This window comes from Streptomyces sp. Inha503, from assembly GCF_047215865.1.
GTDB lineage: Bacteria > Actinomycetota > Actinomycetes > Streptomycetales > Streptomycetaceae > Streptomyces > Streptomyces lycopersici.
The window spans coordinates 12,169,591-12,195,042 of the sequence record NZ_CP178360.1 but is presented as its reverse complement, the minus strand read 5'-3'; the positions used below and the strand labels follow the sequence as shown (position 1 = coordinate 12,195,042).

General features: G+C 67.7%; 29 protein-coding genes and 1 pseudogene. 16 read left to right on the top strand and 14 right to left on the bottom strand.

The window, feature by feature from the left end; genetic code table 11:
- Window positions 1–176 precede the first annotated feature (176 nt).
- The 3 genes from ACJX2R_RS50760 (at window position 177) to ACJX2R_RS50750 (ending at window position 2,966) form a co-directional block, all read left to right on the top strand.
- Window positions 177–1,232: an NAD(P)-dependent alcohol dehydrogenase gene (locus ACJX2R_RS50760; RefSeq protein ID WP_413105713.1), complete on the top strand. Its 1,056-nt coding sequence runs from the start codon at window positions 177–179 to the stop codon at window positions 1,230–1,232.
- A gap of 138 nt (window positions 1,233–1,370) precedes the next feature.
- Window positions 1,371–2,324 carry a hypothetical protein gene (locus ACJX2R_RS50755; RefSeq protein WP_413105712.1) on the top strand — a complete coding sequence of 318 codons (954 nt, stop codon included), beginning with the start codon at window positions 1,371–1,373 and terminating at the stop codon, window positions 2,322–2,324.
- Window positions 2,325–2,438: 114 nt separating this feature from the next.
- Window positions 2,439–2,966 (top strand): nuclear transport factor 2 family protein, encoded by a 528-nt coding sequence (locus ACJX2R_RS50750; RefSeq protein WP_413105711.1) that lies wholly within the window; start codon window positions 2,439–2,441, stop codon window positions 2,964–2,966.
- Between the two features lie 97 nt (window positions 2,967–3,063).
- Here ACJX2R_RS50750 and ACJX2R_RS50745 read toward each other — a convergent pair whose 3' ends face one another.
- A complete protein-coding gene (locus ACJX2R_RS50745) occupies window positions 3,064–3,546 on the bottom strand; it encodes an Rrf2 family transcriptional regulator (protein ID WP_413105710.1) in 483 nt (160 codons plus the stop codon).
- A gap of 104 nt (window positions 3,547–3,650) precedes the next feature.
- Window positions 3,651–4,406 carry an SDR family NAD(P)-dependent oxidoreductase gene (locus ACJX2R_RS50740; protein WP_413105709.1) on the bottom strand — a complete coding sequence of 252 codons (756 nt, stop codon included), beginning with the start codon at window positions 4,404–4,406 and terminating at the stop codon, window positions 3,651–3,653.
- Window positions 4,407–4,728: 322 nt separating this feature from the next.
- On the opposite strand from ACJX2R_RS50740, the gene ACJX2R_RS50735 reads away from it, so the two are divergent.
- The 3 genes from ACJX2R_RS50735 to ACJX2R_RS50725 all read left to right on the top strand — a co-directional run bounded on the left by ACJX2R_RS50735 (window position 4,729) and on the right by ACJX2R_RS50725 (window position 7,543).
- Window positions 4,729–6,150, top strand: a complete 1,422-nt coding sequence (locus ACJX2R_RS50735; protein WP_413105708.1) for an MFS transporter — start codon at window positions 4,729–4,731, stop codon at window positions 6,148–6,150.
- Between the two features lie 39 nt (window positions 6,151–6,189).
- Entirely contained in the window at window positions 6,190–7,116 is a 927-nt protein-coding gene (locus tag ACJX2R_RS50730; protein WP_413105707.1) for an alpha/beta hydrolase, read from the top strand.
- 64 nt (window positions 7,117–7,180) lie between these two features.
- Window positions 7,181–7,543: a VOC family protein gene (locus tag ACJX2R_RS50725; protein ID WP_413105706.1), complete on the top strand. Its 363-nt coding sequence runs from the start codon at window positions 7,181–7,183 to the stop codon at window positions 7,541–7,543.
- Window positions 7,544–7,656: 113 nt separating this feature from the next.
- On the opposite strand, the gene ACJX2R_RS50720 is transcribed toward ACJX2R_RS50725, so the two are convergent.
- From ACJX2R_RS50720 to ACJX2R_RS50705, 4 genes are all read right to left on the bottom strand, one after another.
- On the bottom strand, window positions 7,657–8,769 hold the full coding sequence (locus ACJX2R_RS50720) for a DNA alkylation repair protein (RefSeq protein WP_413105705.1): 1,113 nt from the start codon (window positions 8,767–8,769) through the stop codon (window positions 7,657–7,659).
- Between the two features lie 14 nt (window positions 8,770–8,783).
- Window positions 8,784–9,086 carry a hypothetical protein gene (locus ACJX2R_RS50715; RefSeq protein WP_413105704.1) on the bottom strand — a complete coding sequence of 101 codons (303 nt, stop codon included), beginning with the start codon at window positions 9,084–9,086 and terminating at the stop codon, window positions 8,784–8,786.
- A gap of 181 nt (window positions 9,087–9,267) precedes the next feature.
- Window positions 9,268–10,323 (bottom strand): aldo/keto reductase, encoded by a 1,056-nt coding sequence (locus ACJX2R_RS50710; protein ID WP_413105703.1) that lies wholly within the window; start codon window positions 10,321–10,323, stop codon window positions 9,268–9,270.
- Window positions 10,324–10,475: 152 nt separating this feature from the next.
- The gene (locus tag ACJX2R_RS50705; RefSeq protein WP_413105702.1) at window positions 10,476–11,459 is read right to left on the bottom strand and encodes a zinc-dependent alcohol dehydrogenase family protein; all 984 of its coding nucleotides are present in this window, start codon (window positions 11,457–11,459) and stop codon (window positions 10,476–10,478) included.
- Window positions 11,460–11,602: 143 nt separating this feature from the next.
- Between ACJX2R_RS50705 and ACJX2R_RS50700 the strand changes: the two genes are divergently transcribed.
- Window positions 11,603–12,202, top strand: a complete 600-nt coding sequence (locus tag ACJX2R_RS50700; protein ID WP_413105701.1) for a TetR/AcrR family transcriptional regulator — start codon at window positions 11,603–11,605, stop codon at window positions 12,200–12,202.
- A 1-nt stretch (window position 12,203) separates the two neighbouring features.
- Here the strand turns inward: ACJX2R_RS50700 and ACJX2R_RS50695 are convergent, their stop codons facing one another.
- From ACJX2R_RS50695 to ACJX2R_RS50685, 3 genes are all read right to left on the bottom strand, one after another.
- A complete protein-coding gene (locus ACJX2R_RS50695) occupies window positions 12,204–12,650 on the bottom strand; it encodes a nuclear transport factor 2 family protein (RefSeq protein WP_413105700.1) in 447 nt (148 codons plus the stop codon).
- A 77-nt stretch (window positions 12,651–12,727) separates the two neighbouring features.
- Window positions 12,728–13,108, bottom strand: a complete 381-nt coding sequence (locus ACJX2R_RS50690) for a hypothetical protein (RefSeq protein WP_413105699.1) — start codon at window positions 13,106–13,108, stop codon at window positions 12,728–12,730.
- 170 nt (window positions 13,109–13,278) lie between these two features.
- Window positions 13,279–14,253 (bottom strand): saccharopine dehydrogenase family protein, encoded by a 975-nt coding sequence (locus tag ACJX2R_RS50685; RefSeq protein ID WP_413105698.1) that lies wholly within the window; start codon window positions 14,251–14,253, stop codon window positions 13,279–13,281.
- A 401-nt stretch (window positions 14,254–14,654) separates the two neighbouring features.
- On the opposite strand from ACJX2R_RS50685, the pseudogene ACJX2R_RS50680 reads away from it, so the two are divergent.
- The 4 genes and pseudogenes from ACJX2R_RS50680 to ACJX2R_RS50665 form a co-directional block, all read left to right on the top strand.
- Window positions 14,655–14,834 (top strand): annotated as a pseudogene (locus ACJX2R_RS50680) (helix-turn-helix domain-containing protein); the annotation flags it as partial.
- Between the two features lie 69 nt (window positions 14,835–14,903).
- Window positions 14,904–15,617, top strand: a complete 714-nt coding sequence (locus ACJX2R_RS50675) for a helix-turn-helix transcriptional regulator (RefSeq protein ID WP_413106168.1) — start codon at window positions 14,904–14,906, stop codon at window positions 15,615–15,617.
- Window positions 15,618–15,773: 156 nt separating this feature from the next.
- Window positions 15,774–16,613, top strand: a complete 840-nt coding sequence (locus ACJX2R_RS50670; protein WP_413105697.1) for a helix-turn-helix transcriptional regulator — start codon at window positions 15,774–15,776, stop codon at window positions 16,611–16,613.
- A gap of 247 nt (window positions 16,614–16,860) precedes the next feature.
- The gene (locus tag ACJX2R_RS50665; protein WP_413105696.1) at window positions 16,861–17,751 is read left to right on the top strand and encodes a helix-turn-helix domain-containing protein; all 891 of its coding nucleotides are present in this window, start codon (window positions 16,861–16,863) and stop codon (window positions 17,749–17,751) included.
- A 49-nt stretch (window positions 17,752–17,800) separates the two neighbouring features.
- Here ACJX2R_RS50665 and ACJX2R_RS50660 read toward each other — a convergent pair whose 3' ends face one another.
- Window positions 17,801–18,268, bottom strand: coding sequence for a nuclear transport factor 2 family protein (locus ACJX2R_RS50660; RefSeq protein ID WP_413105695.1), 468 nt, complete (start codon window positions 18,266–18,268; stop codon window positions 17,801–17,803).
- 61 nt (window positions 18,269–18,329) lie between these two features.
- On the bottom strand, window positions 18,330–19,175 hold the full coding sequence (locus tag ACJX2R_RS50655; RefSeq protein ID WP_413105694.1) for an SDR family oxidoreductase: 846 nt from the start codon (window positions 19,173–19,175) through the stop codon (window positions 18,330–18,332).
- A gap of 304 nt (window positions 19,176–19,479) precedes the next feature.
- Between ACJX2R_RS50655 and ACJX2R_RS50650 the strand changes: the two genes are divergently transcribed.
- Window positions 19,480–20,361: a helix-turn-helix transcriptional regulator gene (locus ACJX2R_RS50650; protein ID WP_413105693.1), complete on the top strand. Its 882-nt coding sequence runs from the start codon at window positions 19,480–19,482 to the stop codon at window positions 20,359–20,361.
- A 373-nt stretch (window positions 20,362–20,734) separates the two neighbouring features.
- Here the strand turns inward: ACJX2R_RS50650 and ACJX2R_RS50645 are convergent, their stop codons facing one another.
- From ACJX2R_RS50645 to ACJX2R_RS50635, 3 genes are all read right to left on the bottom strand, one after another.
- Entirely contained in the window at window positions 20,735–21,373 is a 639-nt protein-coding gene (locus tag ACJX2R_RS50645) for a transposase (protein WP_413106167.1), read from the bottom strand.
- 360 nt (window positions 21,374–21,733) lie between these two features.
- A complete protein-coding gene (locus tag ACJX2R_RS50640; protein ID WP_413105692.1) occupies window positions 21,734–22,033 on the bottom strand; it encodes a hypothetical protein in 300 nt (99 codons plus the stop codon).
- Window positions 22,017–22,370, bottom strand: a complete 354-nt coding sequence (locus ACJX2R_RS50635; protein ID WP_413105691.1) for a hypothetical protein — start codon at window positions 22,368–22,370, stop codon at window positions 22,017–22,019. Before ACJX2R_RS50635 ends, ACJX2R_RS50640 begins: the two co-directional genes overlap by 17 nt.
- A gap of 299 nt (window positions 22,371–22,669) precedes the next feature.
- Between ACJX2R_RS50635 and ACJX2R_RS50630 the strand changes: the two genes are divergently transcribed.
- The 4 genes from ACJX2R_RS50630 (at window position 22,670) to ACJX2R_RS50615 (ending at window position 25,437) form a co-directional block, all read left to right on the top strand.
- Window positions 22,670–23,050, top strand: a complete 381-nt coding sequence (locus ACJX2R_RS50630; protein ID WP_413105690.1) for a hypothetical protein — start codon at window positions 22,670–22,672, stop codon at window positions 23,048–23,050.
- Window positions 23,051–23,064: 14 nt separating this feature from the next.
- Complete coding sequence (locus ACJX2R_RS50625) at window positions 23,065–23,526, top strand: hypothetical protein (RefSeq protein ID WP_413105689.1); 462 nt, start codon at window positions 23,065–23,067, stop codon at window positions 23,524–23,526.
- On the top strand, window positions 23,523–23,801 hold the full coding sequence (locus ACJX2R_RS50620; RefSeq protein ID WP_413105688.1) for a hypothetical protein: 279 nt from the start codon (window positions 23,523–23,525) through the stop codon (window positions 23,799–23,801). Before ACJX2R_RS50625 ends, ACJX2R_RS50620 begins: the two co-directional genes overlap by 4 nt.
- Before the next feature lie 1,057 nt (window positions 23,802–24,858).
- Window positions 24,859–25,437 carry a pentapeptide repeat-containing protein gene (locus ACJX2R_RS50615; protein ID WP_413105687.1) on the top strand — a complete coding sequence of 193 codons (579 nt, stop codon included), beginning with the start codon at window positions 24,859–24,861 and terminating at the stop codon, window positions 25,435–25,437.
- Window positions 25,438–25,452: the final 15 nt, after the last annotated feature.

Genomic DNA, 25,452 nt, shown 5'->3' with positions numbered 1-25,452 from the left:
GCAACGACAAGGTCTCTCTCCTCCTGTCCGCGCCCCTGTCGTGCGTGCTCTCCTGAAGAAGTCCCGGTCGCCACACATGACACGCCCGAGGCTCAGGACGCGAGCGCCCCTGAGTCATGCGTACATGCCATACCCCGATCCGGACCAGCCAGCACATGCCACACGAAAAGGTAGCCATGACCTCTCACGTTTCCGCTCTCTCCGCGATCGGCCCGGCAGAACCGCTTGCTCTCAGGACGATCGAGCGCCGTACCCCCGGCCCGCACGACGTGGTCATCGACATCGCGTACACCGGCATCTGCCACACCGACGTCGCCATGCTGCGCAACCACTGGGCGGAAGGTCTCTTCCCCATGGTGCCGGGACACGAGATCACTGGTGTCGTCAGCGAAGCCGGATCCGCCGTGTCCCGTCACACGGTGGGAGACCGCGTCGGAGTGGGCTGCTATGTCGACTCCTGCCGTACGTGTGAGAACTGCCTCGCCGGGGAGGAACAGCACTGTCTCGAGGGCGAGGTGCTCACCTACGGCGGTGTCGACTACGAAGGACGGCCCACCTACGGTGGCTACAGCCAGCGCATCGTCGTGGACGAGAACTACGTCCTGCGCATTCCCGACGCGCTGAACTTGGAGACCACGGCCCCGCTGCTGTGCGCGGGCATCACCATGTACGCGCCGCTACGGCGCTGGAAGGCCGGGCCCGGCACAAGGGTGGCCATCCTCGGTCCGGGCGGGCTGGGCCACCTGGGAGTGAAGCTCGCGCACGCCATGGGCGCCGAGGTCACCGTCCTGGGCCGTAGTCTGTCCAAGCGTGAAGACACGTTGCGCTTCGGAGCCCGCGAGTACCGCATCACCGAAGACCCGGCCACGTTCCAGGAACTCGCCGGGACCTTCGACCTGATCATCAACACCGTGTCGGCCGGCGTGAACATCGACGCCTGTCTCACCCTGCTCCGCCTGGACGGAGTCCTGGTCAACGCGGGCATCAGCGCGGACGCCAGCTCGTTCCACGTCCCCCTGCTGGGCAACGGGCGACTCGTCATCACCTCCACCAAGAACGGCAGCATCGCCCAGGCCCAGGACATGCTGGACTTCTGCGCACAGCATGGCATTTCCGCCGAGGTCGAGACCGTCGCCGCCCGCCAAGTCAACGACGCGCTGGAGCGCCTGGAGAAGGGAGACGTGCGCTACCGGTTCGTCATCGACAACGCGACGTTTCCCACGGCGACCTGACGAGGTCCGGCACCAAGGCTCCGGCCACCATCCCAGTTGCACGGTCCCGCACCCGGGCGAGTGCGGGACCGGATCGAGAACGGAATCCGAATGACGTACGACAGGACGCGAAAGCCCCGCCGCAGGACGGTGTTGAGCATGTCCCTGGGCGCAGGAGCCGCGACGGCGGTCCTCCCGGCCAGTAGGGCTTCTGCCACCCCTACCGCGGGCAACCCGCCGGTGACCCGGATCCTGGGACGGGAAGTCGACACCAGCAGGGCGACACCTGAGGTCGTGCGGCTCCTCAAGAGGTACTTCGAGGACAAGACCGCGCGAGACGTGGAAGCCACCATGGCGCACTTCTCACGCACCAGCACGACGTACATCGACGCCATCCTGGGCTGGCCGCACTACAGCTGGGAATCGCTGCACAGTCTGTTCGCGGAGCTGATGCCCACCTGGCCCCAGTCCTCCGCCTCCTACCCCACCAGGATCGTCGGAGACGAGGTCAGCGCCCTCGTCTTCTTCACGGACACGCCCGAGTTGTTCGGCCATGAACTCCGCATCATGGGAGCGGTGAACTTCGAAGAAGGCAGGATCGTACGGTGGATCGACTACTGGGACGGCCGGGCCTTCACTCTCGACGACATCGCCGAACAGCGCACGCCAGCGGCCCAGTTCCCCACGGACTTCGCCGAAAGCTACGTGGGGGAACCGGCGGCGCCGATCATCCGGTCCGCCGCGCACCATCTCTCCCGCGCTCTTGCCGCCGGTGATGCCCAGGCCGCGTCATCGCTGCTGAGCGAGGACGTCGTACTGGAGGACCTGGCCCTGCACATCACGCTGACAGGACGACGCTCGATCCGGTCCTTCCTGACCACCATGCTGCCGACACTCCCCTACGGAGCGGGGTCTGCCCTGCGCCATGTCGTCGGCAGCGCCAGGGGTGGCGGCTACGAATGGACGAACCCCGCCTCACCGGCGCCACGCGGCGTCACCGGTCTGGAACTGGGAGAGGACGGCCGGGTCAGCCGCGTGACATCGGTCTGGGACAGCTCACTGTGGCACGACGCTGCCATCGCCCGCGCCCAGGCCGCGACGATCCTTCACTGAAGGCAGACCACCGCATGTGGTTCCGCCGGACCCGCCTGACGGCCACCACGCCGACTGCCCCATCCGGGCCGAGCCTGGGTGTGCGGCACCCAGGTAGACACAGCCTTCCAACGGGTGCAGGAGACAACCAGACTCAGGTTGTTCGCCCGGACGGGGCGGACAGGCTCCCGCTTGAGAGGCAAACGCATGTCCCTCCCCCACGGTTCGAGTGCACGCGACATCGAGAACCTGATCGTCAGGTACTCCCATCTCGTGGACGACGCCAAGTTCGGCGAGTTCGGGGCCCTCTTCGACGACGGCGATTTCGTGTTCGGCGATGTGACGCTCCGTGGCAGCACACAGATCGAGGACCTGATCCGCTCGACGCTCGTCGTCCACGAAGACGGCACTCTTCGGACCCGACACGTCACGACGAACATCCTCATCGATGTGGACGAGGAGAACGACAGCGCCGAAGCCCGGTCGTACTACACGGTGTTCCAGTCAGTGCCCGGCCTCCTTCCGCTGCAGCCCGTGGGCAGTGGCAGGTACCGCGACCGCTTCGCACGCCGCGACGGAACATGGTGCTTCGCGCGCCGCGAGGTCACCATCGACTTCACCGGTGACACCCGCTACCACCTCAAGCCGCCGCCCGTTTCCTGAACACCGAGCGGCAATCCTCTGGAGGCTTCCTCACATCAGCACCGCCTGCTCCATCAAGCTGGATCAGGCGGTGCATCGGCCGGACATGTGAGGGCTCTCAGCTCGCCACCTGGCTTTGTGGCACCTTCTGCGGGTTGTCGTCCGAGGGGAACAGGGCCAGCGTGTCACGCAGCACGTCGGCAACGGTGGTCTGCGCGAGGGAGTCGCTCAGGGCTTTGGTCGCGCGGTCGTAGACCTGGGTGAGGACGGGCTGAATGCCATAGCCGACATAGCATTCCGCATCCGGTTCCGAGGCATGCAGCCCGAAGACGGGCCCGTCCGGGATCGCACGGTAGATGTCCAGCAAAGTGATCGACGCTGCGTCCCGGGCCAGGTCCCACCCCCCGTTCCTGCCGTGACTGACGGTAACCAGGCCGGCCTCCCGGAGCTGGCCGAGGCAGCGCCGGATGACGACCGGGTTGGTGTTGACGCTGGTGGCGATCTGCTGCGACGTCGCGTTCTCCTTCTCCGTACCGCGTCGGTCATAGGCCAGCCAGGTCAGGACGTGCACCGCCAGACTCATACGGCTGTTCGCGCTCATGCCGGCTCCTCCTCCCCGTCGTCCGTGGGGTCGGATACAGCCTCCGCCCCACCAAAGTGTAACTGACTCGGATTCGGTGCAACTATTACAGTTCCACTTGCGGGTCACATCTGACCCACTCCTCCGTCGACGAAGAGTTCGGCGCCGGTGGTGAACGAGCCCTGGTCGGAGGCCAGGAAGACCGCCGCGGCGGCCACTTCCTCCGGGCGCCCCATCCGGCCGATCGGGATCCGACTGCCTACCTGGTCCTTGACCTGGCGCATGGCGGCGTCGTCATTCGCTCCCGCGGATGTGAAGAAGGCCGGCGTCTCGATGGGGCCGGGGCTGAGAGTGTTGACACGGATGCCGCGCTGTGTGAGCTCGGCGGCCCATGAACGCCCGAAGCTGCGCAGGGCCGCCTTGGTGGCGCCGTACAGGCTCATATGCGGGGCATTGCGGGAGGCGCTGGTGGATCCGACCAGGATGATCGAGCCCCCGTTCGTCATGAGCGGCAATGCCTTCTGCACCGTGAACAGCGTTCCTGCGACGTTCACGTTGAAGTGCCGTTCGTAGTCCTCGGCGGTGATCTTCTCGAGAGGGATCACATCGCCGCCACCCGCGTTGGCGAAGACGACGTCGAGGCGTCCGTGCCGCTGCTTGACCGCACCGATGACCCGGTCGATGTCGTCGGGGTCCGCGACGTCTCCCTGAACACCGACAGCTCGCCCGCCCAGGCTGTCGGCGGCCGTTTTGAGCTCCTTGGCTCGCCTGCCGGTGATGTAGACGAAGGCGCCTTCGTCGATGAAACGGCGAGCGGTGGCCAGTCCGATGCCGGAGGTACCTCCGGTGACAAGGGCGACCCTGTCTGTCAGTTGTCCCATGGTGTCTGGTCCTTTCGGATGCGGGCGGGCCGGGGCACGGGCAGGCCGCCGAAGAGGCATGAGCCCCGGAAGCGGGGGTGTCGGCAGGCCGAAGATCAGTCGGAGAGCGAAGGGCGGGCGAGGGCCCGGTGACACGGGCGACCTACAAGCGGAACTGTAACAAAGTTTATTACGCCGTAGTCAAGGTTGTTACACTTACAGCCCAGCAGCAGACACGCGAAGCCTGATCGGCGACTCGAACCTCGCCAGTAGGCCCACTCCCCCGACACACGCCGAGGTGGCCATGTCCGTCCATGACGACACCAGACCCGAGACAGAACCGGTGCCTATCCCACCCCCCGTTATCGCTCCCCGGGTCGAGGTGCCGCCGCGCGCCACACTGGCCGTGGTCGCCGTGCTCGCCGCTCAGTTGATGCTGCAACTCGACGCACAGGTGGTCACGGTCGCCCTCCCGCAGGTGCAGACCGCGCTCGGTTTCTCCGCCGCTGGGCTGTCCTGGGTTCCCAATGCCTACGCCCTGGCCTTCGGCGGCCTGATGCTCCTCGGCGGCCGGCTCGGCGACACCTTCGGCCGGGTGCGGGTCTTCGAGATCGGCACCGCGCTGTTCGCCGCGGCCTCCCTCGCCGCCGGGCTGGCTCCGAACGCGCCCATCATGATCATCGCAAGGGTCGCCCAGGGCCTGGGCGCCGCCATTGCCGCGCCCAGCGTTCTCTCTCTCCTGACGGCCATGGCCAGGGACGAGGCCGCGCGGCGCCGCAGCATGGCCATGTTCACCGCGGCGTCAGCCGTCGGCTCGTCCTTCGGCCTCATCCTGGGCGGTGCGCTGTCCGCGTTCGCCTCCTGGCGGTGGGGACTGCTCATCAATGTTCCTGTCGGCATCGCGGTCGTGGCAGTGGTCCACCGACTGGTGCACGCGAGCGCACCGGTCCGCGGACGCGTTGACGTAGCGGGTGCCGTCACCGCGACCCTGGGCTCGCTGTTCCTGGTATACGGGTTCATCCATGCTGCCGAAGCGGGCTGGGGCACCATGCAGACGGTGCTCGCTTACATCCTCGCCACCGTCTTCCTCGTCGCCTTCGTGCTGATCGAACGGCGTGCCGCACATCCCCTGCTCGACTTGGCGTTGCTTCGGCACACCGGCCGCGCCACGGCTCTCGCGGTCATGGGATTGATCGTCGGCGTCCACTTCGCGATGCTGTTCATACTGGTCCAGTACCTCCAGCACGACCTCGGCATGGGCGCGCTCGCCGCCGGTCTCGCCTTCCTTCCCCTCACCGGCGCGATTCTCACGCTGACCCAGTTCGTTCCCGCGTTCATCCGGCGCGTCGGACCCGCCAAGCCGCTCGTGGCCGGGAGCCTGTTCGTGGCCGTCAGCTTCGTCTGGTTCGCCCAGCTCGACAGCGGAAGCACATACGCCGGTGGCGTGTTGACGCCTCTGCTCATCCACAGCATCGGGGCCGCTCTGGTGTTCACTCCAGCCACGGTCATGATCATGGACGGCGTCCCGCCCGAGCACATCGGATCCATGTCCGGCTTCCTGCAGATGGTCCAGCAGGTCTCCGGCTCCCTGGGCATCGCCGTGATCGTGGCCGTCTACGTCGGCGCGGGCGAGCCCGGGCAGGTGGTCCCGGGCCTCGCCCCGGCGTTCTACCTCGCCGGCGCCATTTCCGCACTGGCCGTAGTCACCGGTCTCGTGGCCCTCGCCCTACGCCGTTCCGCCCGGGTGCCCAGGACCATTTCCTGACCGCCCTCATCCCGTCCCGCCAGCACAAGGAGCATCCCCATGACCCCCACCGACCTTCCCGCCTCGGAAACCCCACTGAGCGAGGGGTACGACGCCGCGACGCGCGACGACCCCGAATTCGGCAGGCACTTCGAGCACCGTTTCACCACCGTCGACAACCTGCAGATGCACTACGTCATGGGTGGCGACGGACCCCGGCCGATCGTGCTACTGCACGGATTCCCCGAGACCTGGTACGCCTACCGCCCGATCATGGCCGACCTGCTGCCCGGGCATACCGTGATCGCCATCGACCTGCCTGGCTTCGGTGACTCCAGCGGGGACGTGGTGTCGCACGACAAGGCGACTCTGGCACGCTACGTCCACCGCCTCCTGGAGAAGCTCGGACACACCAGCGGGGTCCAGCTCGTCGCCCATGACGCGGGCGGCGCCGTCGCGTACGCGCTCGTCGCACAGTGGCGTGAACAGTTCTCCGGTCTTTTCATGATGGACTTTCCCGTGACCGGTGGAGAGCTGACCTACGAACAGGTCAAGCCCCTCTCGTACCACTTCTCGTTCCACTCCCAGGAGCCGCTGTTCGAGCAGCTCGTGGCGGGCCGGGAACGGCTGTACCTCGAGTACTTCTACCGGGCCAACTCACCCGGTGTCGAAGAGCCGGTCCCACCGCATGCCGTCGAGGAGTACACCCGCGCCTACTCCCGCCCCGGTGTCATGCACAACGGGTCCCGTCTCTACCAGGCCTGGCCACAGGATGAAGAGGACAACCGGCGTTTCATGGCCGATCCGCTCACCCTCCCCGTTCACTACATCGCCCAGGCACGGCTGTTCGAGGGACTGTTCTCCGGTATCCGCAGCGCTGCCCCGCATGCGACCGGGGCAGCGATCGAGAGCGGACACTGGATGCTGCACGAGGCTCCCGGACGTGTCCTCCACGAGATCAAGACCTTCTTCAGGTACCACGTCTGATGCCCGCTGCTCCTCGTCGATCGTCGACGCCTCATACGAAGCCGGAAGGCCCATGCTGAACCACGTGGAAATCCAGACCGCAGACGTAACGGCCAGCGCCGCGTTCTACGACGCCGTCCTCGCCCCCCTGGGCGCCGGGCGCCGAATCGAGCACCAAGGCCGCATCGGATACGGCGTTGAACGCCCCGAGTTCTGGATCGGCCCCGTCCCGGGGCCGACGAGCCCCCGCGCCCGCGAGAGCCACCTGGCCTTCACCGCGCCCGACCGGTCCGCGGTCGACGCCTTCCACCAGGCCGCTGTCGCACTGGGCGCGGAGGTTCTGCACGCCCCCAAGGTATGGCCGCAATATCACGACACCTATTACGCCGTCTTCGTTCGGGATCCCGACGGCAACAACGTCGAGGCGGTCTGCGAGCGCCCCGCGTAGCCATTCCGTGCCCACGGTCGGCGACGGGGAACGTGCGCCACGGCTGGCGGCCGGCAGCATTCCCAGCCGTGGCCGCACGTTCCCCGTGCTCCGCACGTTCCCCGTGCTCCGCGTCACGATGTGTTCGCGGCGGCCAGTTCGAAGTAGGCGCGGGCCGACTCAACTCCGTTGATCTGCAGGGAGATCGCGTGCAGCCCGGGATAGTAGCGGCGAGTCGTGATCGGCCGGAACGAGTGCTCCCGCGCCACCTGGATCCGTTCGCCCGGTGCGAGGGTGCGGGTGGTGAGTTTGAAGGTCTTGCCGGTCTGGGTCCCGTTGGCCTTGCGGTGGTGGACGATGTAGTCGATCGTGAGCCGCGCCTGGGCGTCCCCGGTGTTGTGGATCGAGGCGGCGAAACGGATGCTGCCGCCGAACGGCACGGTCTTCAGCTCCAGATGAGGTCCGTCGACCTCCAGGATCGCGGGGGCGAAGCCGAGCAGTTCCAGCGCCCCGGGGTGGCCACGCTTGACGAGGGTGCGCAGCCCGTGGCGCACGAGGCGCTCAGTGGCCGCGTCGGGATCGTCGAGCCAGCGGCGGGCCGTGCCGATGACGACGTCGGGGTGGTCGCGGCTGAGGTCGTTGAGGTGGTTGGCGACCGAGCGGCGCACGTATTCGCTCTCGTCCCGGTAGAGGGCGTCCAGGATGGGCACGGTCACTCCAGGGCAAGCCATGATGTCCGGTACCCGAACCGCCCAGGGAAGGTAGGGGCGGGTGCCTTCGGAAGCGAGCCTGCGCACGTCGACGTCGGCCGATCCGGCCCAGCCGCTGATGACGCTCAGGGCCCGGTCGAGGTCGTGCCGCAACAGTGTCCTGATGGCGAACTCCGAGGAGAGACGCCCAGTGAGGTCCGCGAGCAGAGCCATCGCATCGTCGAAGGAGGCGGTGCTGCCATCCTGGACGGCGCGGGTGGCAAGAGCGCTGGTGACCGGCCAGATCAGCCACCCAGTGAAGTGCGGGGCGTCGTCACGGGCGGAGCGTATGGTCCGGGCCAGTGCGGCGTAGTCGCCGGACAGGTCCGTGAGCAGGGCGTCCCGCAGCAGGTCGGCGCGTTCCCTGAGGGACAGGGAGGCGATCTGCCGTGGCGCGGCGCGCAGTGCGGCGAGGTCGGCCTCCGGAGCGGCGGCCTGAATGGCTCGTGTGAGGCTCTGCACGGTGTGGCGGCCGATGACCTCGTCGGCGAATGGCATGCGGGTCTCTTCCTTCACACGAGGTGGTGCAGCGCGGTGGTGAACTGCCAGTCGACACTGGCGTGGTCGATGGTGGCATGGACGGGAGAGTCTGCCATCTCGCCGGTGATGCCGGCGGCACCAGCGCGCGCGTGTGCCAGGTTGTCGTAGGCGACGATGTCGATGACGCGTCCGTCGTCGGTCTCGACGATGCGCCGCCACAGGAAGCCGGGCGTGCGTTGGAGGTATGCGTCGATGTCGGCGTTCGCCGTGACGAAATCCTGTGCGGTGTATTCGGGGGCAGGGCGCAGGACGGTCACTTCAAGCGTCTCGGTCATGGTGGGTTCCGTTGCGGTCGGGAGGGATCACTGTTCGGCGTCGGCTGTGCTGGTGTTACGGGCCTCGGGGCGGCGGGCCGGGATGTACCGCGGGGTTTCCCGGAGCCCTCGGCCGTCGGACGGCCCTGACTCCGGCTGGGCGCGCCTGGCCGTCCCAGCCGGAGTGGGTGGTGAGTGCGGATCAGCGGACGAAGGCCTCGGAGGTCAAGCCGTTGATGGTGGTGTCGCCCTGCTGGAAGCCGACCATGGAATCGATGAGGTTGTAGGGGTAGTTGAGGCTGGGCGCCGTGAGGCCGTCGAGCTCGGTGATCTGTTCGTCGGAGAGCGTGACCTCGAGGGAGGCGAGATTGGCCACCAGTTGCTCCTGCGTCCGGGCGCCGATGAGCGTGGAGGTCACCTCGGAGCGCTGGCGGACCCAGGCGAGGGCCACCGCGGCCACGGTCGTGCCGAGGCTGTCGGCGATCTTCTTGAGGGCGTCGAGGAGGACGAAGGTCGACTCGGTCAGGTGCGGGGCGGCGTAGGTGGCGCGCCCGGATCCGGCGACCTCGGTGGTGGTGCGCGAATACTTGCCGGACAGGGCGCCGCTGGCCAGCGGGCTCCAGGGTGTGATGCCAAGACCGAATCGGCGGGCGGCACCGAAGATCTCTCCCTCGACGCCTCGGGCGAGCAGGGAGTACTCGACCTGCAGAGCGGAAACGGGCTCCCAGTCCCGCAGCCGTGCGGTGGTGACGGCCTCCGCGACCCACCAGGCCGGCACGTTGGACAGGCCGATTGTGTGGATCTTCCCTGCGCGCACCAGCTCGGTGAGGGTGGACAGGGTCTCCTCGACGGGGGTGTGCCGGTCCCACTGGTGCATCCAGTACAGATCCACGTAGTCGGTGCCCAGCCGACGCAGTGAGGCGTCGAGCTGGGCACGGATCGCCTTGCGGCCCGCGCCACCGGAGTTCGGGTCGGCGGGTGCCATGCTGCCGCCGAACTTGGTGGCCAGGACGACGCGGTCGCGGTGGCCGGGGCGCTGGGCGAAGTAGCGTCCCAGGGTCTCCTCCGAGGCACCGCCGTTGTACATGTTGGCGGTGTCCACGAAGTTACCCCCCGCCTCGAGGTAGTGGTCCAGCATCGCAAACGAGGTCTCGGGCCCGGACCCCCAGCTGCCGTCGTCGAAGTTCATCGCGCCGAAGGCCAGCGGGCTGACGCGCAGACCGGAGCGGCCGAGGGTGCGGTAGGCAGTGAGAGACATGGCATTCCTTCGCATAGTGCGGGTCGGTTGTTCCACCCACCACGATCGCGGCCTCGGCGCCGGCGAAGAAGGCTGTACGAGGGTGGGTGTGCCACACCCAGGAATGCCTGCCGCTGATCGTCCGGTGACGTCGGGCACGCGTGAACCATTCATCACTCGACAGCCACGAGTATCTTGCCGAACTGACCTCCCGAGGCGGCGTGGGCGTGGGCGGCGGCCACTTGGCCGAGGCCGGTGAACTCCTTGTCGATATGAGGTGTGAAAGCGCCCGACCGCAGGCCGGCGGCGATGAGGTTGCGGACCTGGGTCAGTCGGGCGGGGTCCTGGGTCGTGGTGAAGTTGATATGCCCGATGATCTTCATGGGCCACCGCGTGGGCAGGATCGCGGGCTGGTCGTCGAACCAGCCGTAACGGACGACGGTGCCAGCGTCGGACGCGGCCGCGGCGGTCGCGGGGAAGTCACGGCCTCCGGTGGCGTCGAAAACCAGGTCGGCACCACGCCCGCCGGTCATGGACCGCACTGTGTCCGCCAGACCGTCCCGGCCGACGATGACATGCCGTGCTCCCGCGGCCAGGAGCCTGCCGGCCTTCGCCTCCGAGCTGGTCGAGGCGAGGGGCACCGCCCCCAGGTGGTTGGCGACATCGATGGCGGCGAGCCCCACACTGCTCGATGCCGCGGTGATGAGGACATGGTCGCCCGCCTTCAGCCCGCCGCTGGAGGCCATGCCGGAGTAGGCGGTGAGGTAGGGGATCCAGGATGCGACCGTGAGCCTCGCGTCCACGTCGTCGAAGGCGAGGACCGTCTCAACGGCGGGAACGATCGCGAAGTCGCCGTAGACGCCATGGCTGCTCTGGTCAACGATCGGTCCCGCGACGACACGGTCCCCGACGGCGAAGCCCGTCACCTCGGGCCCGACGGATTCGATGACCCCGGCGGCCTCGATACCCAGGCGCGAGCCCGGCAGCGTGGGCTTCACCGGGTAGTGCCCCGCCCGGAACAACAGGTCGGGCCGGTTGACGCCGATGTACTGAACGCGGATGCGGACCTCACCGATGCCCGGCTCGGGCGGCTCCACCTCCCGTACCTCGAGCACGTCAGGCCCACCCACCTGGTCAATCGTCACTATGCGGCCCATCGCTGCTCCTTTTTGTAACCAAGCTTGTTTCACCAAACAATATGAAACTGAAGCAGTTACAGTCAAGCAGCGACCGCCCCATAAGTAGGCGTATACTTACTTCCTCGCCGGGTGGCCGATGTGAGCGGGGAGCAGGACGAACGATGGGGCAGCGGCAGGAGAAAGACCCGACCCGGAGCACCGGACGTGACGCGGAGGCGACTCGGCGGCGCATTCTGGACGCCGCCACCGAGGAGTTTTCCGCGAAGGGCCTTGCCGGCGGACGCATCGCCACCATCGCCGAGCGAGCCCAGTCCAACCAACGCATGATCTACGCCTACTACGGCAACAAGGACGGCCTGTTCGACGCGGTCCTGGAACACCACATCCTGGCGGCACAAAACGCCGTGGCCCTCGACGCCACCGACCTGCCCGGCTATGCCCAGCAGGTCTTCGACGTCTACCGGTCCAACCCGTATTTCGTTCGGCTGATGCTGTGGCAATTCCTCGAACGCCCCGACCTGACGCGCAGCTTGCCGGGCGTCGGCCGGGCAGTCGCGGACAAGGTCGCCGCGATCGAGGCGGCGCAGGCCGCCGGCATGGTCAGCGCACAGCTTCCGGCCGACCGGCTGCTCGACCACATCCTCGCCCTCACCCTCGGCAACATCGCCGGAAACCCCTGCGCGTGGTCCGACGACGAACGCCAGGCCCTCGGCCACAGCGTAGCCCTGCTGACCGACCCCGCCCCATTCCAACGGACGTAACTCACAGCCAGTGCTCCTCGACGCGGGTTCGGGTCACCCGGGTCGAGACGATCCGCCATCCGTCGTGGGTCCGGAGGTACTTCTCGTGGTAGTGCCCCCACCCCTTGAAATGGCAGGTCGGGAACCAGATCTCATCCTTTACGGCCCATACGCCGGTTGCGGTGTCCGGGCCGGTTATGGTGATGTCGGGCAGGAGTACCTGGTGCGCGGTGACCACACCGTCGAGGAGTTCGGCCGCGGCGTTGGCGATGGCATCTATGCCCTGCGCCCAGCCACGCTCGGGAAGGTCCTTGCTGGGCCTCGGCTGCCCCTCGACATCGAGCACGAAATCGTCGACGAACAGCTTCCGCCAATTGTCCCAGTCGTGTGTGTCGCTGTAACGGGTGTAGCGAGCCTTGAGTTGACGAATATCCTCGATGTCCTGCAGACGCTGGATATCGGATGTCATGACCTCTGCCTTATCTGTGTTTTGGATGTTGCCAGTTCCTGCACACCGCTTCGATGCGGGCGGGCGCTGGAGCCGACTTACGGCTGGTCCGGGCTCATGCCCCGGTGCGCAAGCGTCTGCTCGAGGTTGTTCGCGATCTTGTCCATCGTCGCCTCGTAGGCGTCCGGCATGTCGACGCCGAGCTTGTCGGCGAGCACGAATACCCACCACAGGCACTCGGCCAGCTTGTGTCGCAGCTCGGCGTTCACATCCCCCTCGATGTCCCAGGTGCGCTCGGCCGCCAGCACCAGTCGTCCGACGTAGGCAGCGTCGTTGGTAAAGCCGACCGCGAGCTCGGGAACGGTCCAGGTCCGTCCCAACAGGCCTTGCTCGAGCCGCTCGTAGAGGGCTCGCACCTCCACCGCGCGGGCGTCCGCCTGGGAGAGTCCGTAACCCCTGTGGGGCTGGTTTTCCGTCATGTTGACTCCTCTGTTCAATGCGTACTTTTGGCATGCCGACAGCCGGTGAGATTGCCGGGCATGAAGACGAGGATCTGATCCAGGAGCCGCTCGGCGGACATCGCCCGGAACGTCGGCGAGGCACTGCGCCCCGGCCTTGTCGGATCCTGAGACGCCCCCGGTCCCTCTGCTCAGAGGTTGGTGATCGTCGTGTCGCCGATGGCGAGCGCCAGGTCCACGCCGTACGCCGACGCCGGGGTCTGATAGCCGACCGGCGCGTGTCCGCCGAGTACCCGACAGGCGATCTCGATCCCGGCCAGCGGGGTGTAGGTGTACCCGTTCGGTGTCTCGATCATCGAGCGTGCAATCTGCCCGTCGCGGTCGGTCACCTCGGCGAGCACCCGGTAACGGTTCGCGGCACGCTCCCGTGCCGTCGGACCGTCCCCGGCGATCTCGTCGGGGAAGCCCGCATCGGTACCCAGATAGCACTCGATGTCGCCGATCCCGGTCGAGCGCCAGCCGGTGACCAGTTCGCCCATCGCCGCCGGCATGCAGTCCACCGGGCCGTCCCCGAAATCGAACGTCCGCGGCTGCGGGCTGCCCACACTGACGACCTCGCCACCGCGCCGGACAAGGACACCGAGACCGGCGATGATCGACGAGCCGGCGATCGAGCCGCGGGAGAACCCACCCGTGACGCGCAGGCCGATCGCCAACCGCCGCGGTTCCGCCACCCGCCGGGCCGTGTGCATCACCAGGCAGTCGCTGGGGACGCACTGCCAACCGCCTCCCGAGAGCACCATGACACCGGCTCGTCGGGCGGCCTCGTCCATCGACTCAGCCAGCGCGAACGTCGGAAATTCCGCGGTCAGGTCGACGTAGTGCACCCCGGCGGCGAGGCATGCCTGCATCATCGGCCGCGCGGTCACCTGGAACGGGCCCGCGCCGTGCAGCACACAGTCCACGTCCTTCAGCCCCCCGCGCACGGCGTCCGGGTCGTCCAGGGGGAAGGAGCGCGACTCGACGCCGAACTCGTCACCCAGCATCGCGACCTTGTCGCCATCCCGACCGGCGACGACGATGTCGAGGCCCGCCTCCATCGCCCGCTCGACGGCGAGGCGTCCGGTGTAGCCGTTCGCCCCGTAGATCAGCAGTCGTCCACTCATTCCCGGCTCCTCGTCCGAAGGGATATCGCCAGCGATGCTAGGGACGATCCAGGACACCAGCGGTCCGGATATCGGGGCGGGCGCCATGACGTGATGGACAGCAAGAGGGATCACGACGGACCGCGGCATGAACCGGATCGATCCCGACGTTGTCGAAGAAGGGGCGGCAGTACATCTGTGCCTGCTCAGTCGCGGTGCGCCGCGCGTATCGACTATGTTCGAATTACGTTTTCAGCGATGCCGAACATGCGCGCGCGTCCGTACCTGGCCGATGGTCATCGCCTGTCTCCCAGAGCCCACCAGGTGGACCGCCGAAGGAGAGTGACGATGTCGACCGAGGAACCGTGGGCCGGTGAGCCGGTTCAGCGTGGCGTTGGAGCGGGTGCCGGGGCGGGAACTCCGTGAGCGATGTCAGCGCCTCCTCACGTCTTCTGAGGTTGGTCTCGCTCCTGCCGTCGCGCCCTTCGTGGACGGCGAGCGAGCTGGCGGACCGGTTGGCGATCACTGAGCGCACGGTGCGCCGCGATATATCCCGTCTTAGGGAATTGGGCTACACGGTCGAGTCCGACCCAGGTCGGTGGGGTGGTTACCGGCTCGGTGAGGGCGGGCGACAGCTGCCCCTCGTACTCGACGACAAGGAGTCACTCGCAGTGGCCGTCGCGTTGCGGGAGGCGGCGCAGACCGGTGTTCTCGGAGACGATCAGGCGGCACTCTCCGCGTTGCTGAAGCTCCGGCGACTGTTGCCGACGCGGGCCGCGACTCGTCTCGGCGCCTTGGACGGCACGTTCGAGTACACCTCGAGGTCGTGCGGGCCGCTGGTGGCTTCCGGGCTGCTGGCCGAGCTGGCCAACGTGTGCGGTGGCAACGAACGGATCAAGCTCACCTACCGAGACGGAGAAGGTGGCGAGTCCGTGCTCGAGGTGGATCCACATCGCCTGGTCTTCACAGGACTGCGGTGGTACATCGTCGCTCGGGATGTCGCACGCGGCGAATGGGGAACCTTTCGCGCCGACCGAGTGGTGGAGATGCACCGAACCGGGCGCCAGGTCCAGCTGGACGACCCGCCGGACGCGGCGCAGCTTGTCGCCCGGACGGTCACCGACGGCTCCCCGCTGTATGCAACCGTGCGTGTGTCGCTGCCGCTGGAGGACGCGATCCGGGCCGTTCCCGCCGCCGAGGGCGCCCATCGGCCGGACGGGTCGGACGCCACGATCGTTGAGATCCGTGGCGCGGACGCGGAGTCCATCGCCGACCGCCTCCTGCGCCTCGCGGTGCCGCTTCGTGTGCTGTCCCCGGACAGCGTCCGTGCCGCCGTGCGCCGTCGGGCGATGACACTGGCGGAGGACAATGCCGACCCGCTCTGATCGCCGGCCCGCGTGTCGCCCCGCCGCTTGACTGCCATCATGTCAGGCACATAATTATCTGTAACAGCTACGATTACATCGGTAGGGATGCTGCACGGACAACGGACGGTTCCCGTCATCACTGCCCGCCGTTCGCCTGATCCAGTAGGTCGGAAGATGAAGCAGCCACAGAATGAACTCGGCGCCTTTCTACGTGCGAACCGCGCCCGCACCGAACCGACCGACGTGGGTCTGCCCACCGGCGGCGGTAGTCGCAGAGTGAAGGGCCTGCGGCGTGAGGAGGTTGCCGTCTTGGCCGGTGTGAGCGCCGACTATTACGCGCGCTTGGAGCAGGGGCGTGAGCGCCATCCCTCGCCGCAGGTCATCGGCGCGGTCGGGCGGGCGATGCGGCTGACGCCAGACGCGCGGACACACCTCTTCCGGCTGGCCGGCCTGCATCCCGCGCTCACTTCGGCCGGCAGCCGTGAGCTGGTCCACCCCTCCCTGCTGCACCTGCTCGCCGCCTTCCCCACGGCTGCCGCCTACGTACTGAGTCCCGCCTTCGACGTACTCGCGAAGAACGCTGTCGCCACCGCGCTCCTCTCACCCTTCGAGGGCACGTCGAACATGATCCGAGTGCTGTTCCAGCACTCCCGCGCACGAGAGGTCTTCGTCGAGTGGCCCGTGGTGGCTCGCGCCACGGTGCACGCGCTGCGGCTGCACGCAGGCCGTTTCCCCGATGATCCCGGCATCGACAACCTCGTGTCCGAGATGCTGGAGACGTCACCGGACTTCCGGCGCCTGTGGCAGGAGAACGAGGTGCAGAAGATGGTTCGTGCGTACAAGGTCTTCATGCTTCCCGAGATCGGCCGCATCGAACTGACCTACCAGACCTTCGACGTCCATGACGCTCCCGGGCAGCAGCTGCTGGTCGGCACCCCCCAGCCCGGCAGCGCGAGCGCCGAAGCGATCGCATCCCTCCAGGCGGCAGTCGAGCAGGGCGCGGTCACCTCGTGATGCCCATCGGCGCGGCCACGCTGGGACGCTGGGCGTCCCGCATCTTTTCTTTCCGTGATCGCTACCCTCTGCCCGCCCATATGGGGTCGCGTCTGGCAAGTCTCGACACCACCGCCGAACGCGCCCCCTGGGTGCGGTGCACCTAGGAAGTCACACCCTTTCCACGTACGACAACTGCCAGCAGGATCTAAAGCAGAAGCAGACGCTGCTTCCCGCTCGGTGTGCCGCACAACTGGAAGGAACGCGGATGCGTATGCAGGTGCTGGCAGTGCCGCCCAAGGGCCCCGCTCGAACCGGCCGGAACAGTGAGGACTCACGGGAGAACATGCTCGGGGAGTTCCTGCGCGCTTGCCGGTCCCGGCTGGCCCCCTCGGACGTCGGTCTGAGGTCCGAAGGTCGTAACCGCCGGGTCGAAGGACTGCGCCGACAGGAGATCTCCGTCCTGACAGGGATCAGCGTCGATTACTACAGCCGGCTGGAGCAAGGGCGGGAGCGAACCCCCTCGGCCCGGACCCTCGAAGCCATCGGCCGGGCACTGCGCTTGGACTCGGAATCACTGAGTCAGCTGTTCCATCTCGCCGGACTCAACGTGCGACTGTGCCCCGACACCACCGACGAGCATGTCGACCCCGACCTGTTGCGCCTGCTCAAGGACTCCCACCAGGCAGCGGCCTTTGCATTGAGCCCTTGCCTCGACATCCTGGCCGCCAACGCGCACGCGCGGGCACTGCTTTCTCCCTTCGGCGGCGAAGGGAACATGATCCGGATCCTCTTCACGCGTCCGGAGGCAAGGACGTTCTTCGCCGAGTGGCCCCTGGCCATGACTGCCTCGCTGCACATGCTGTGTCTCAACGCCGTCCGGCTGCCACGAGACACCGAGATCTTGGACCTCGTCGCCGAGATGTCCGCCGCGTCGACCGACTTCGCAAGAATGTGGCAGAACGGCGCGGCAGCCGACCCCGACTGCCAGTACGGGACCGTTGTCCACCCCACGGCCGGACGCGTCGCGCTCGCCTACCGCCTGCTCAGTGTGCCGACCGCCCCGGGGCAGCACCTGCTGCTGGCGACGCCCGTTCCGGGCAGCCGCAGCGCCGAGGCATTCACCTATCTCGCGGCCATGGGCGGGCAGCAACCATGATGCCCGCAGGCACGGTCGGCGTTCACAAGACCGGGGTGATCGGGCGGGATCAGGACGGCAGCATGAGCCGGGGGTCGCCGGTGGTCCAGCTGATGCGCAGGGCGCGGCGGGCTATCCGCCAACCACTCGGCGTCCGAACGAGCAGGTCGTCGTAGGTGCCGCCGGTGTGGTAGAAGGCATCGCCCCGGTGGTGGTGCGCGACGATCTGCGTCCGGGCGTGCACTCCGTCGTCGGTGCTCTCGAACACGGTGGCGCCCAACAGGTGCTGCGTCGCGTCGAGCCGCTGGAAGGCCTGGTCGACCCCGGCCGCCAAGGCGGCTCCGCCGGTCGTCACCCCGGCGAATTTCTCTCCCTCCGGGAGGTACTCGTCGAAGACGGACTGGATCTCCGCGTCGTCGGTGAAGACGGCTGCCACGCGGGTGAAGTCCCGTGCGTCGAGGCTGAATGCGTAGTCGACCAGCAGCTTCAGGATCTCGGTCTGATCCTGGGCGCTCAGGGCCGGAGTGTCATGTGACATGGGTTCCTCGATTCCAATGTGAAGTGAACAGGGGTGTTGATATGTGGTCTGCGACGTGAAATCAGCGGTTCGTCGAGCGCGCCGCCGCTTCCTGCGATCGCAGGGCCGACAGACGCGAATGCAGCGCCTTCTCGATCCACTCGTAGGCGTCGCTCCCCAGAACGAGCCGACGCGGGGGCTCGGCGGCCTCGGCGGCCTCGATGATGGCTCGCGCCATCCGGCGCGGGTCACCGATCGCGTCACGCTTGACCGCCGCACGGTCGGAGAGGTAGTCGCGCAGGGCACCCACCGGCCCGTCCCGGTATGCCTCGATCGCCGAGGCGACGTCGAGCCGGGCGAAGAAGTCGGAGTCGATGCTGCCGGGCTCGACCACGGTGAGACCGACCCCGAACGGGGCGAGCTCCTCGTGCAGGGACTCGACGAACCCTTCCACGCCCCACTTGCTCGCGTGGTAGATGCTGGCTCCCGCGATGCCGGTCTGGCCAGCGAGGCTGGAGATCTGTACGTAGTGTCCGCCGCCCTGCCGTCGCAGGTGGGGCACCGCGGCGCGCAGCAGCTGTATCGGGGCGATCAGGTTGACGGCGAGGAGCCGGCCGATGTCGTCGTCCGTGAACTCCTCGGCAGCGCCGTAGAGGCCGTACGCCGCGTTGGACACCACGTGGTCGATGCGCCCGAGTTCGCCGAAGGCATCGTCGACGACCCGGCGCAGCGCCACCGTGTCGGTGACGTCGAGGTCACCGACCCAGAGTCGATCGCCGTACACGTCCTTCAGGTCGTCCAGGCGCGAGCGCCCGCGCACCGTCGCCGCCACCCGGTGCCCGTCACCCAGGAGCGCCTCGATGAGCGCCCGTCCCAGACCGGAAGACGTTCCCGTGACGAACCAGGTGCGTGGTGTCGCCGATTCCATGTGTTCTCCTTCGTGACCAGCCATTGCGGGCCGACCCTGTTAACCAATCGGGTTGCGCGGTTTCGAAATGGCGGCAAGAGGCCCCTCTGGCGACGCCGCGAAGCACCCGCCCTCCAAAAAGTAACACATCCAGTTACAGATCTGTCCAGCCCGGACGGTGCCCCGGGATACTGGTCGCACGGATTGAGCCGTACTCCCGGATCGGACGCCGAAGCGGGGTGGCCGCCGGCGGGACCAGGACGGGCACTCGCAGGATCCCCCAGCCACTTCCGAGGGGGCGACGAGTGCTGTTACACCGGAGGACATGACACGCGAAGACGCTCTCCGGGCCTTCCTCACCTCCCGGCGTGCCGCCATCGGCCCCGAGGGCGTGGGACTGCCCGCCGCGGGCGACACGCGGCGGGTGCCCGGTCTGCGGCGCGAGGAGGTCGCCGCCTTGGCGGGCATCAGCGCCGCGTACTACAAAAAGCTCGAACAAGGCCGCGCGGGGCATGTGTCCGGGCAGGTGATCTCCGCCGTCGCCCGCGCCCTGCGCCTGAACGCACTCGAGAGGGCCCACCTCACCGCGCTGTTGCGGGAGCAGCGCCACTCTCCAGACGTCGGGACGCCTGCAGGCACGGTCAAGGCCCGTCCCTCGGTCGCCTCGATGGTGCACGCGATGGATCCACTGCCGGCGGTGGTCCACGGACCCCGGCTGGAAGTCCTGGCGCTGAACCGTACGGCCGCCCTGCTGATCGACGACTTCGAGTCGATGCCGCTCCGCAGCCGCAATCTCGCCCGCTGGACCTTCCTCAATCCGCGCGCGAAGCAGGTGTACGCGGACTGGCCAACGGTCGCACCGCAGGTCGCGGCGGGGCTTCGGCATATCGCGGCGAACCGGGTCAGGGACCGGATCCTGGAGCGGCTGATCGGTGAAATCACCATCGCCTCACCCGAGTTCGCACAGTTCTGGTCCGAATACGATCTCTACGAGCATGGCCACGGCATCAAGACGTTCCGCAACGACCTCGTCGGAACGCTGACGCTCGAATATGAGACCCTCGCTCTCTCCGACGCCGAGGACCAGAGTCTTATCGTGTACACACCGCAACGTGGCTCGGCCGACGAGGAAAAGCTGCACATCATGGCGAGCTGGGGCCGCTCAAGGCATGGAGCAGGGCATAAGCCACAGCGCGACACCCACTGACCGACCGGCCACCGCTTCCGCCACGTTCCGAACAAGCCGATCATGCGGTCACTCCTTGATCGGGGATTCGGTCATGCCCTGGGGTCGGTGACCTCGCAGGGCGGGGTCCAGTCGCCCTCCAGGCGGAAGGACAGGCCAGTGTCGGGCCTGCTGCGTGTCCGACCTGGATCTCCTGCCGGAGGAAGCCGGCCCTTGGCACGCGGGTCACCAGAGGTCCTGTCTTCGGGCCCCGGCACGAAGACCCGAGACTGTCGTTCTCACCTTCAGGACAAAACCCTAGTAGGACTCCGTTATGTCTGTCTCGATCTTGGTGTTGTGCGTGTTCTGATGGGCAGGGGTTGGTGGCAGGTGGTGCAGATACCGGTCCAGCAGTTCAGCAGGTCCTGAAAGGCGTCGAGGATCTGGTAGAGGGTGAGTCCGGTGTGTCGGCTTTTGGGGCCAGTCGCTGCTCGGTGAGGAAGGCGTGGGCGGCGGTGACCAGGGTGATGTGGTGGTGCCAGCCGTTGAAGGAGCATCCTTCGAAGTGGTCCAGGCCCAGGCCGCGCTTGAGTTCGCGGTAATCGTGCTCGATCCGCCAGCGGATCTTGGCCAGCCGCACCAGGCGGCGCAGGGCAGTACCGGCGGGCAGGCTGGTCAGCCAGTAGTCGGTGGGCTCATCCTGGTGGGGTGGCCACTCGGCGAGGAGGGTCTCGACGGGCAGGGTGCCGTCCCAGGCAGCGCGTCCGCCGGCCTGCTCACGGGCCACTGTGCGGGCCGCGACACCGGCGGGACGCGCTTCCATCACGATGAAGCGGCCGGTCATCGCACCGCGGCTGCCCCGCCGCCAGGTGCACCGCCGCAGCGACCCGCACCCGGCTGCCATAACCAGGTCTTTCACCGGGCGGGCGGGGTCGCGGTAGCGGGGCAGGCGGGGTGCGCCGACCCGGCTGGCCCGTTCCGGCGCGGTGGACACGGCATCGGCGGGGTGCGCGCTGGTGTCCCCGCGCACGGCGGTTCTGATCCTCTCCTCCAGTGCCGACCGTTGGGCGGTCCTTCCTGGGTGAGGGGAAGTGAACCGTCCCGGTGTGCTGGGGCTGGAGCGGGTCCGGCCGGGGCGTGTCCTGGGCCTACCGTCATCGTGGTAATGGCCAGCAGCCCATCCTTACTGACAGAGGCAAGCGATACGTTGTGGCGTGTGGCACGACCACTGCTCCTTGACTCAAGAAAACGCAAAGCCCCTCTAACATCGCAGGTCGCGAAGGGTGCTCTCCGCGCGAGCGGAGGTAAGCCGCAGGCCGCAGCCGCGCAGAAGGAGTACAAGGCGTGCTCTCCGCGCTTGCGGAGGTGAGCCGACGGTCTGGAGGAATCAGGCGCACCAGCTGAGCCTCGGTGGTCATGCGGTCATCGTTCCGGCGGTGTCCCCGTCTAGGGACTGGGCGGCGAGCTCGGACAGCTGGACCGTCCACGGCGCGGGCGCGGCTGTCTCCGTGCAGGCTGCGGTCTGCTTGCGCAGCTGCTCCAGCCGCGTCGCCAAGAGGTACTTGGCGGTGCGCTTTCGGGCGGTGTCGGCGGCCTTCGTCGCGGCGGCCACCGCGTCCGCGCCGTTCGGGTTCGCGCGGAACCAGCGGCGTTTCTGCTCGGTCGCGTACGCCCGGCGCGCCTCGGCTTCGGCTTCCTCAGTCCGGCCCAGCATTGCCAGGGCGCACCGCCGGTACTCCGGCTCCGGCGCGCTCCCAGGCCCGTACGAGCGGGCCGGCCGCGGCGACGAAGGCGTTGTGCGCGGTCCGGGCGAGGTCGCCGCGCCGGTCGCGGTCGGCCCGGTCGGGGGCCTCGTGCAGGGTGAAGGTGACGTCGACGACGCGGGCCGCGAGCGACAGGACTCGCGGGTCGTCGGTCAGCAGCTGGAGTTCGGTCAGGGCCTCGCCGACAACGGTGCGCGCCTCGAGCGCGGCGTGCTTGGCGGCCGTCTGCTCCGCCTCAGGCGCGTCGTCCTCGGGCTGCGGACACCAGCTCGTCACCAAGCTGTACACCGATCGCGCATGCCACTTCGCGCACATGCCGGATCCCGAGCACACCTCCACCTGTGCCCGGAAGGCGGCCGGGTCTCCAGCGCGGACCACCTGTACATCAAGCACGGTCTGCTGAGCTGGCTCGCGGAGCAGGACGTCAACGCCACGGCCACCATCCCGCGCGATGCGGACGGTTCGATCGGAGGGGAAGTGCTCTTCGCCCCGCCGGGCATGCCAGCCTGCGGGTCCTGCTCTCCGAGTCGGCCGACTCACCCGCACCAGCAGAAGGGGACTCTGCCCAGCTGGTACTCGGCCCCGAGATGGCATCCGACCCGAGCGTGCTGCTGCGGCAGGGATACATCAACCGCATCCAGCTCATCCCCGACGGCACCGGCCGCCGGATCCAGGTCGGAACCGAACGCCATGGCGGCACCACCGAGTGGTTCGACCTGCACGATGTGGAGTTCACTGCCTCGGGACTGACCACCCCTGCGGTCGAAGAAGTCCGCCGACTGCGCACCACACGGCGGCCCATCGGCGTGCAAGCACCCAAGGCCGCGCCACCGCGGACCCGGCCGACCATACAGGCCGCCAGCGAGGAGACACACGGCATCCCGTCGCCAGATCGTGCAACCGTCATAGCGGCCCTCGAACAGGCGGTCAACGAGGGACGCAGCCGCATGAGATCCGCCGGTGGCTGAACAGGGCGGAAGAGGTGACGCACGGCGGGGCCACCGCCGAAGAGAACGACCTGATCAAGGCTGCCGCTGACGCGCTGTTGAGGCTGGAACGAGCCGTCGGCCTGCCGACACCACGTGAGCCGACCTTTCAGGAGCGCAAGGCCATACAGAAGGTCGAGCGGATGCTGGGCGATCTCGCGCGGCAGAAGGACCGCGGGATTCGGACTATCGCGCCCCGCCAGCGCCGCCAGCTTGCTCAGGCCGCGAAGCAGGCTTCCGCCTGGCTCACCGTCGACCAGCACGCCCAGGTACACACATGGCAGACAGCTCCGACGGAGTCCGCGCCCGTGCCGCGTGCCCCTCAGCGGCCGTTGCCCGGCCGATCGCCGCGCAACCCTCCTGCCGCCCCCCGCTCTGAGCAGCGCATCGACGCGGCCGGCTTGCTGACGCCGTCCGGGACGTCCTGGAGCACACAGCCCGGTTGGGGAAGACCGTGACACTCGCCGATCTGTGTGCCCAGATCAAGGGCCTGGGGGAACTGACGGAATCTGATCAGGTGCAGGTGCTTCGGCGGGTCAAGCCCACTGCGCGCCCTCGCATTCCGAAGCCTCAGCGTCCAGCTCTGCTCACCGCACTGATCACCACTGAAACAGGGACTATGCACCCGATCTACCGGCGGCTGGCCGACCACGCCGGCCACCAGCCTCAGCAGGCCGACAGCACATGGACCGGCACCGTCAAGATCCTTCACGACCGCTACCGCAACCCGTAGCGGCGCAAGCGGCGCCGTCGCCCGGCAGCGAACTGGTGGCGCCAATCCAGGCCGCAGTGAACTTCGCCCTCACCCCGGCCGAAGAAGACGGCTCCAGCATGCGCCTGGCCGAAGCGTTCACCGGCTGACCCGCCCGTGGCACGGGAGGCCAACGCCGTCACCCTCGGCATCGGCCCCTACAACGAGTTCGGCGACGTCGGGGAAGTCGCAGCGCTGACACGGCTCGCAACGTGGTGGACCACCTGACGGTGCACCACGATGACCAGGCGCTGGTGGAGATGACTCAGGCCAGCCTGGCTGTGAAGTTCGGCTGCTCGCAGTCCAAGATCTCCCGGGCGATCGGGCAGCTGAGCAAGCACAACTTGACCTGGAAGGAGCGGCGAGGTCCCCGGTTTCCACAACCCGGAGATCTTCGAGGTTCTGCCGAACGCGCGCCTGTCACCCACGGCCCGCGACGTTCTCATGGCCAGGCGACTCGCCCGACGCCGCAGCTATCCCGCCGAACGCCGCGACGTCGCCCACGACTACGTGATGCTCGGAGCCGCCTGACCGCCGCCGAGCTGGCACTACGGAGAGCTTTCCCAACTGCCTCCGGAAATAGACCAGTTACTGCTCAAATGAATCAAGCATGCCCACCGACTAGCCGCTGGTCAGGCGGGGCCTTTGTCGAGCCAGTCCGGATGGCTTGGACCTGGGCATCCGCCAGTAACTCCGGCGCCCGACCCGGAGCGCGAGCCGCGGGCAGGCCCAGTGCCGCGAGAATGCCGGTATGCCTTCTACGCCTAGGTCCTCACGGAGCTCGCGGGTACGCCGCAGCACCCGCACTGCCACCACTCGAGCCAGCCGAACACGAACAGCCAGCCGAGGTTCACAAGGCAGAGCTGGAGGCCTGGACCGGGCACGGCAGATCGAACTGGCGTCGGTCCTCCTGACGTCCCTGGCGGCGGTAGCCGGGCTCTGGTACTCCAACGTCCAGACGCAACAGGCTACCGAGCAAGCCCGGCAGGACAGGACCCTGGCGAAGGACGCCCAGGTCACCGACCGATACACCGCAGCAGTGACCAACCTCGGCGACGACAAGATGGACGTACGCCTGGGCGGCGTCTACGCCCTCCAACGCATCATGCAGGACTCCACCCGCGACCACCCCACTATCGCCAACGTCCTCAGCACCTACATACGCACCCACGCCAACAAACCACCAGCAAAACGCCAGGACATTCCCGCTGACGTCCAGGCAGCCTTCACCGTCCTCACCACCCGCAACACCGCACACGACCAAGGCTTCGTCCCCGACCTCAGCAGCGCCTGGCTCCCCGCAGCCGAAGTCGACGGCTCAGCACCCGCCCAGGGCGCGCACCTAGCCCACGCTTACCTGGCAGGCGCTCACCTGAAGGGCGCGCAACTGAAAAGCGCGGACCTGAAAGGCGCGGACCTGACATACGCAGACCTGGAGCTCGTGGACCTCATGCACGCAGACCTGAAGGGCGCACGCCTGTGGAATGTGGATTTGACCTTCGCGCGCCTGATCGCCGCGGACCTGAGCGGCGCGAACCTCAGACACGCGAACCTGACCCACGCGAACCTAGAAGACGCGAACCTCGCCGGCGCGGACCTGAGAGGCACTCGGACCTGAGAGGCGCGAACCTGA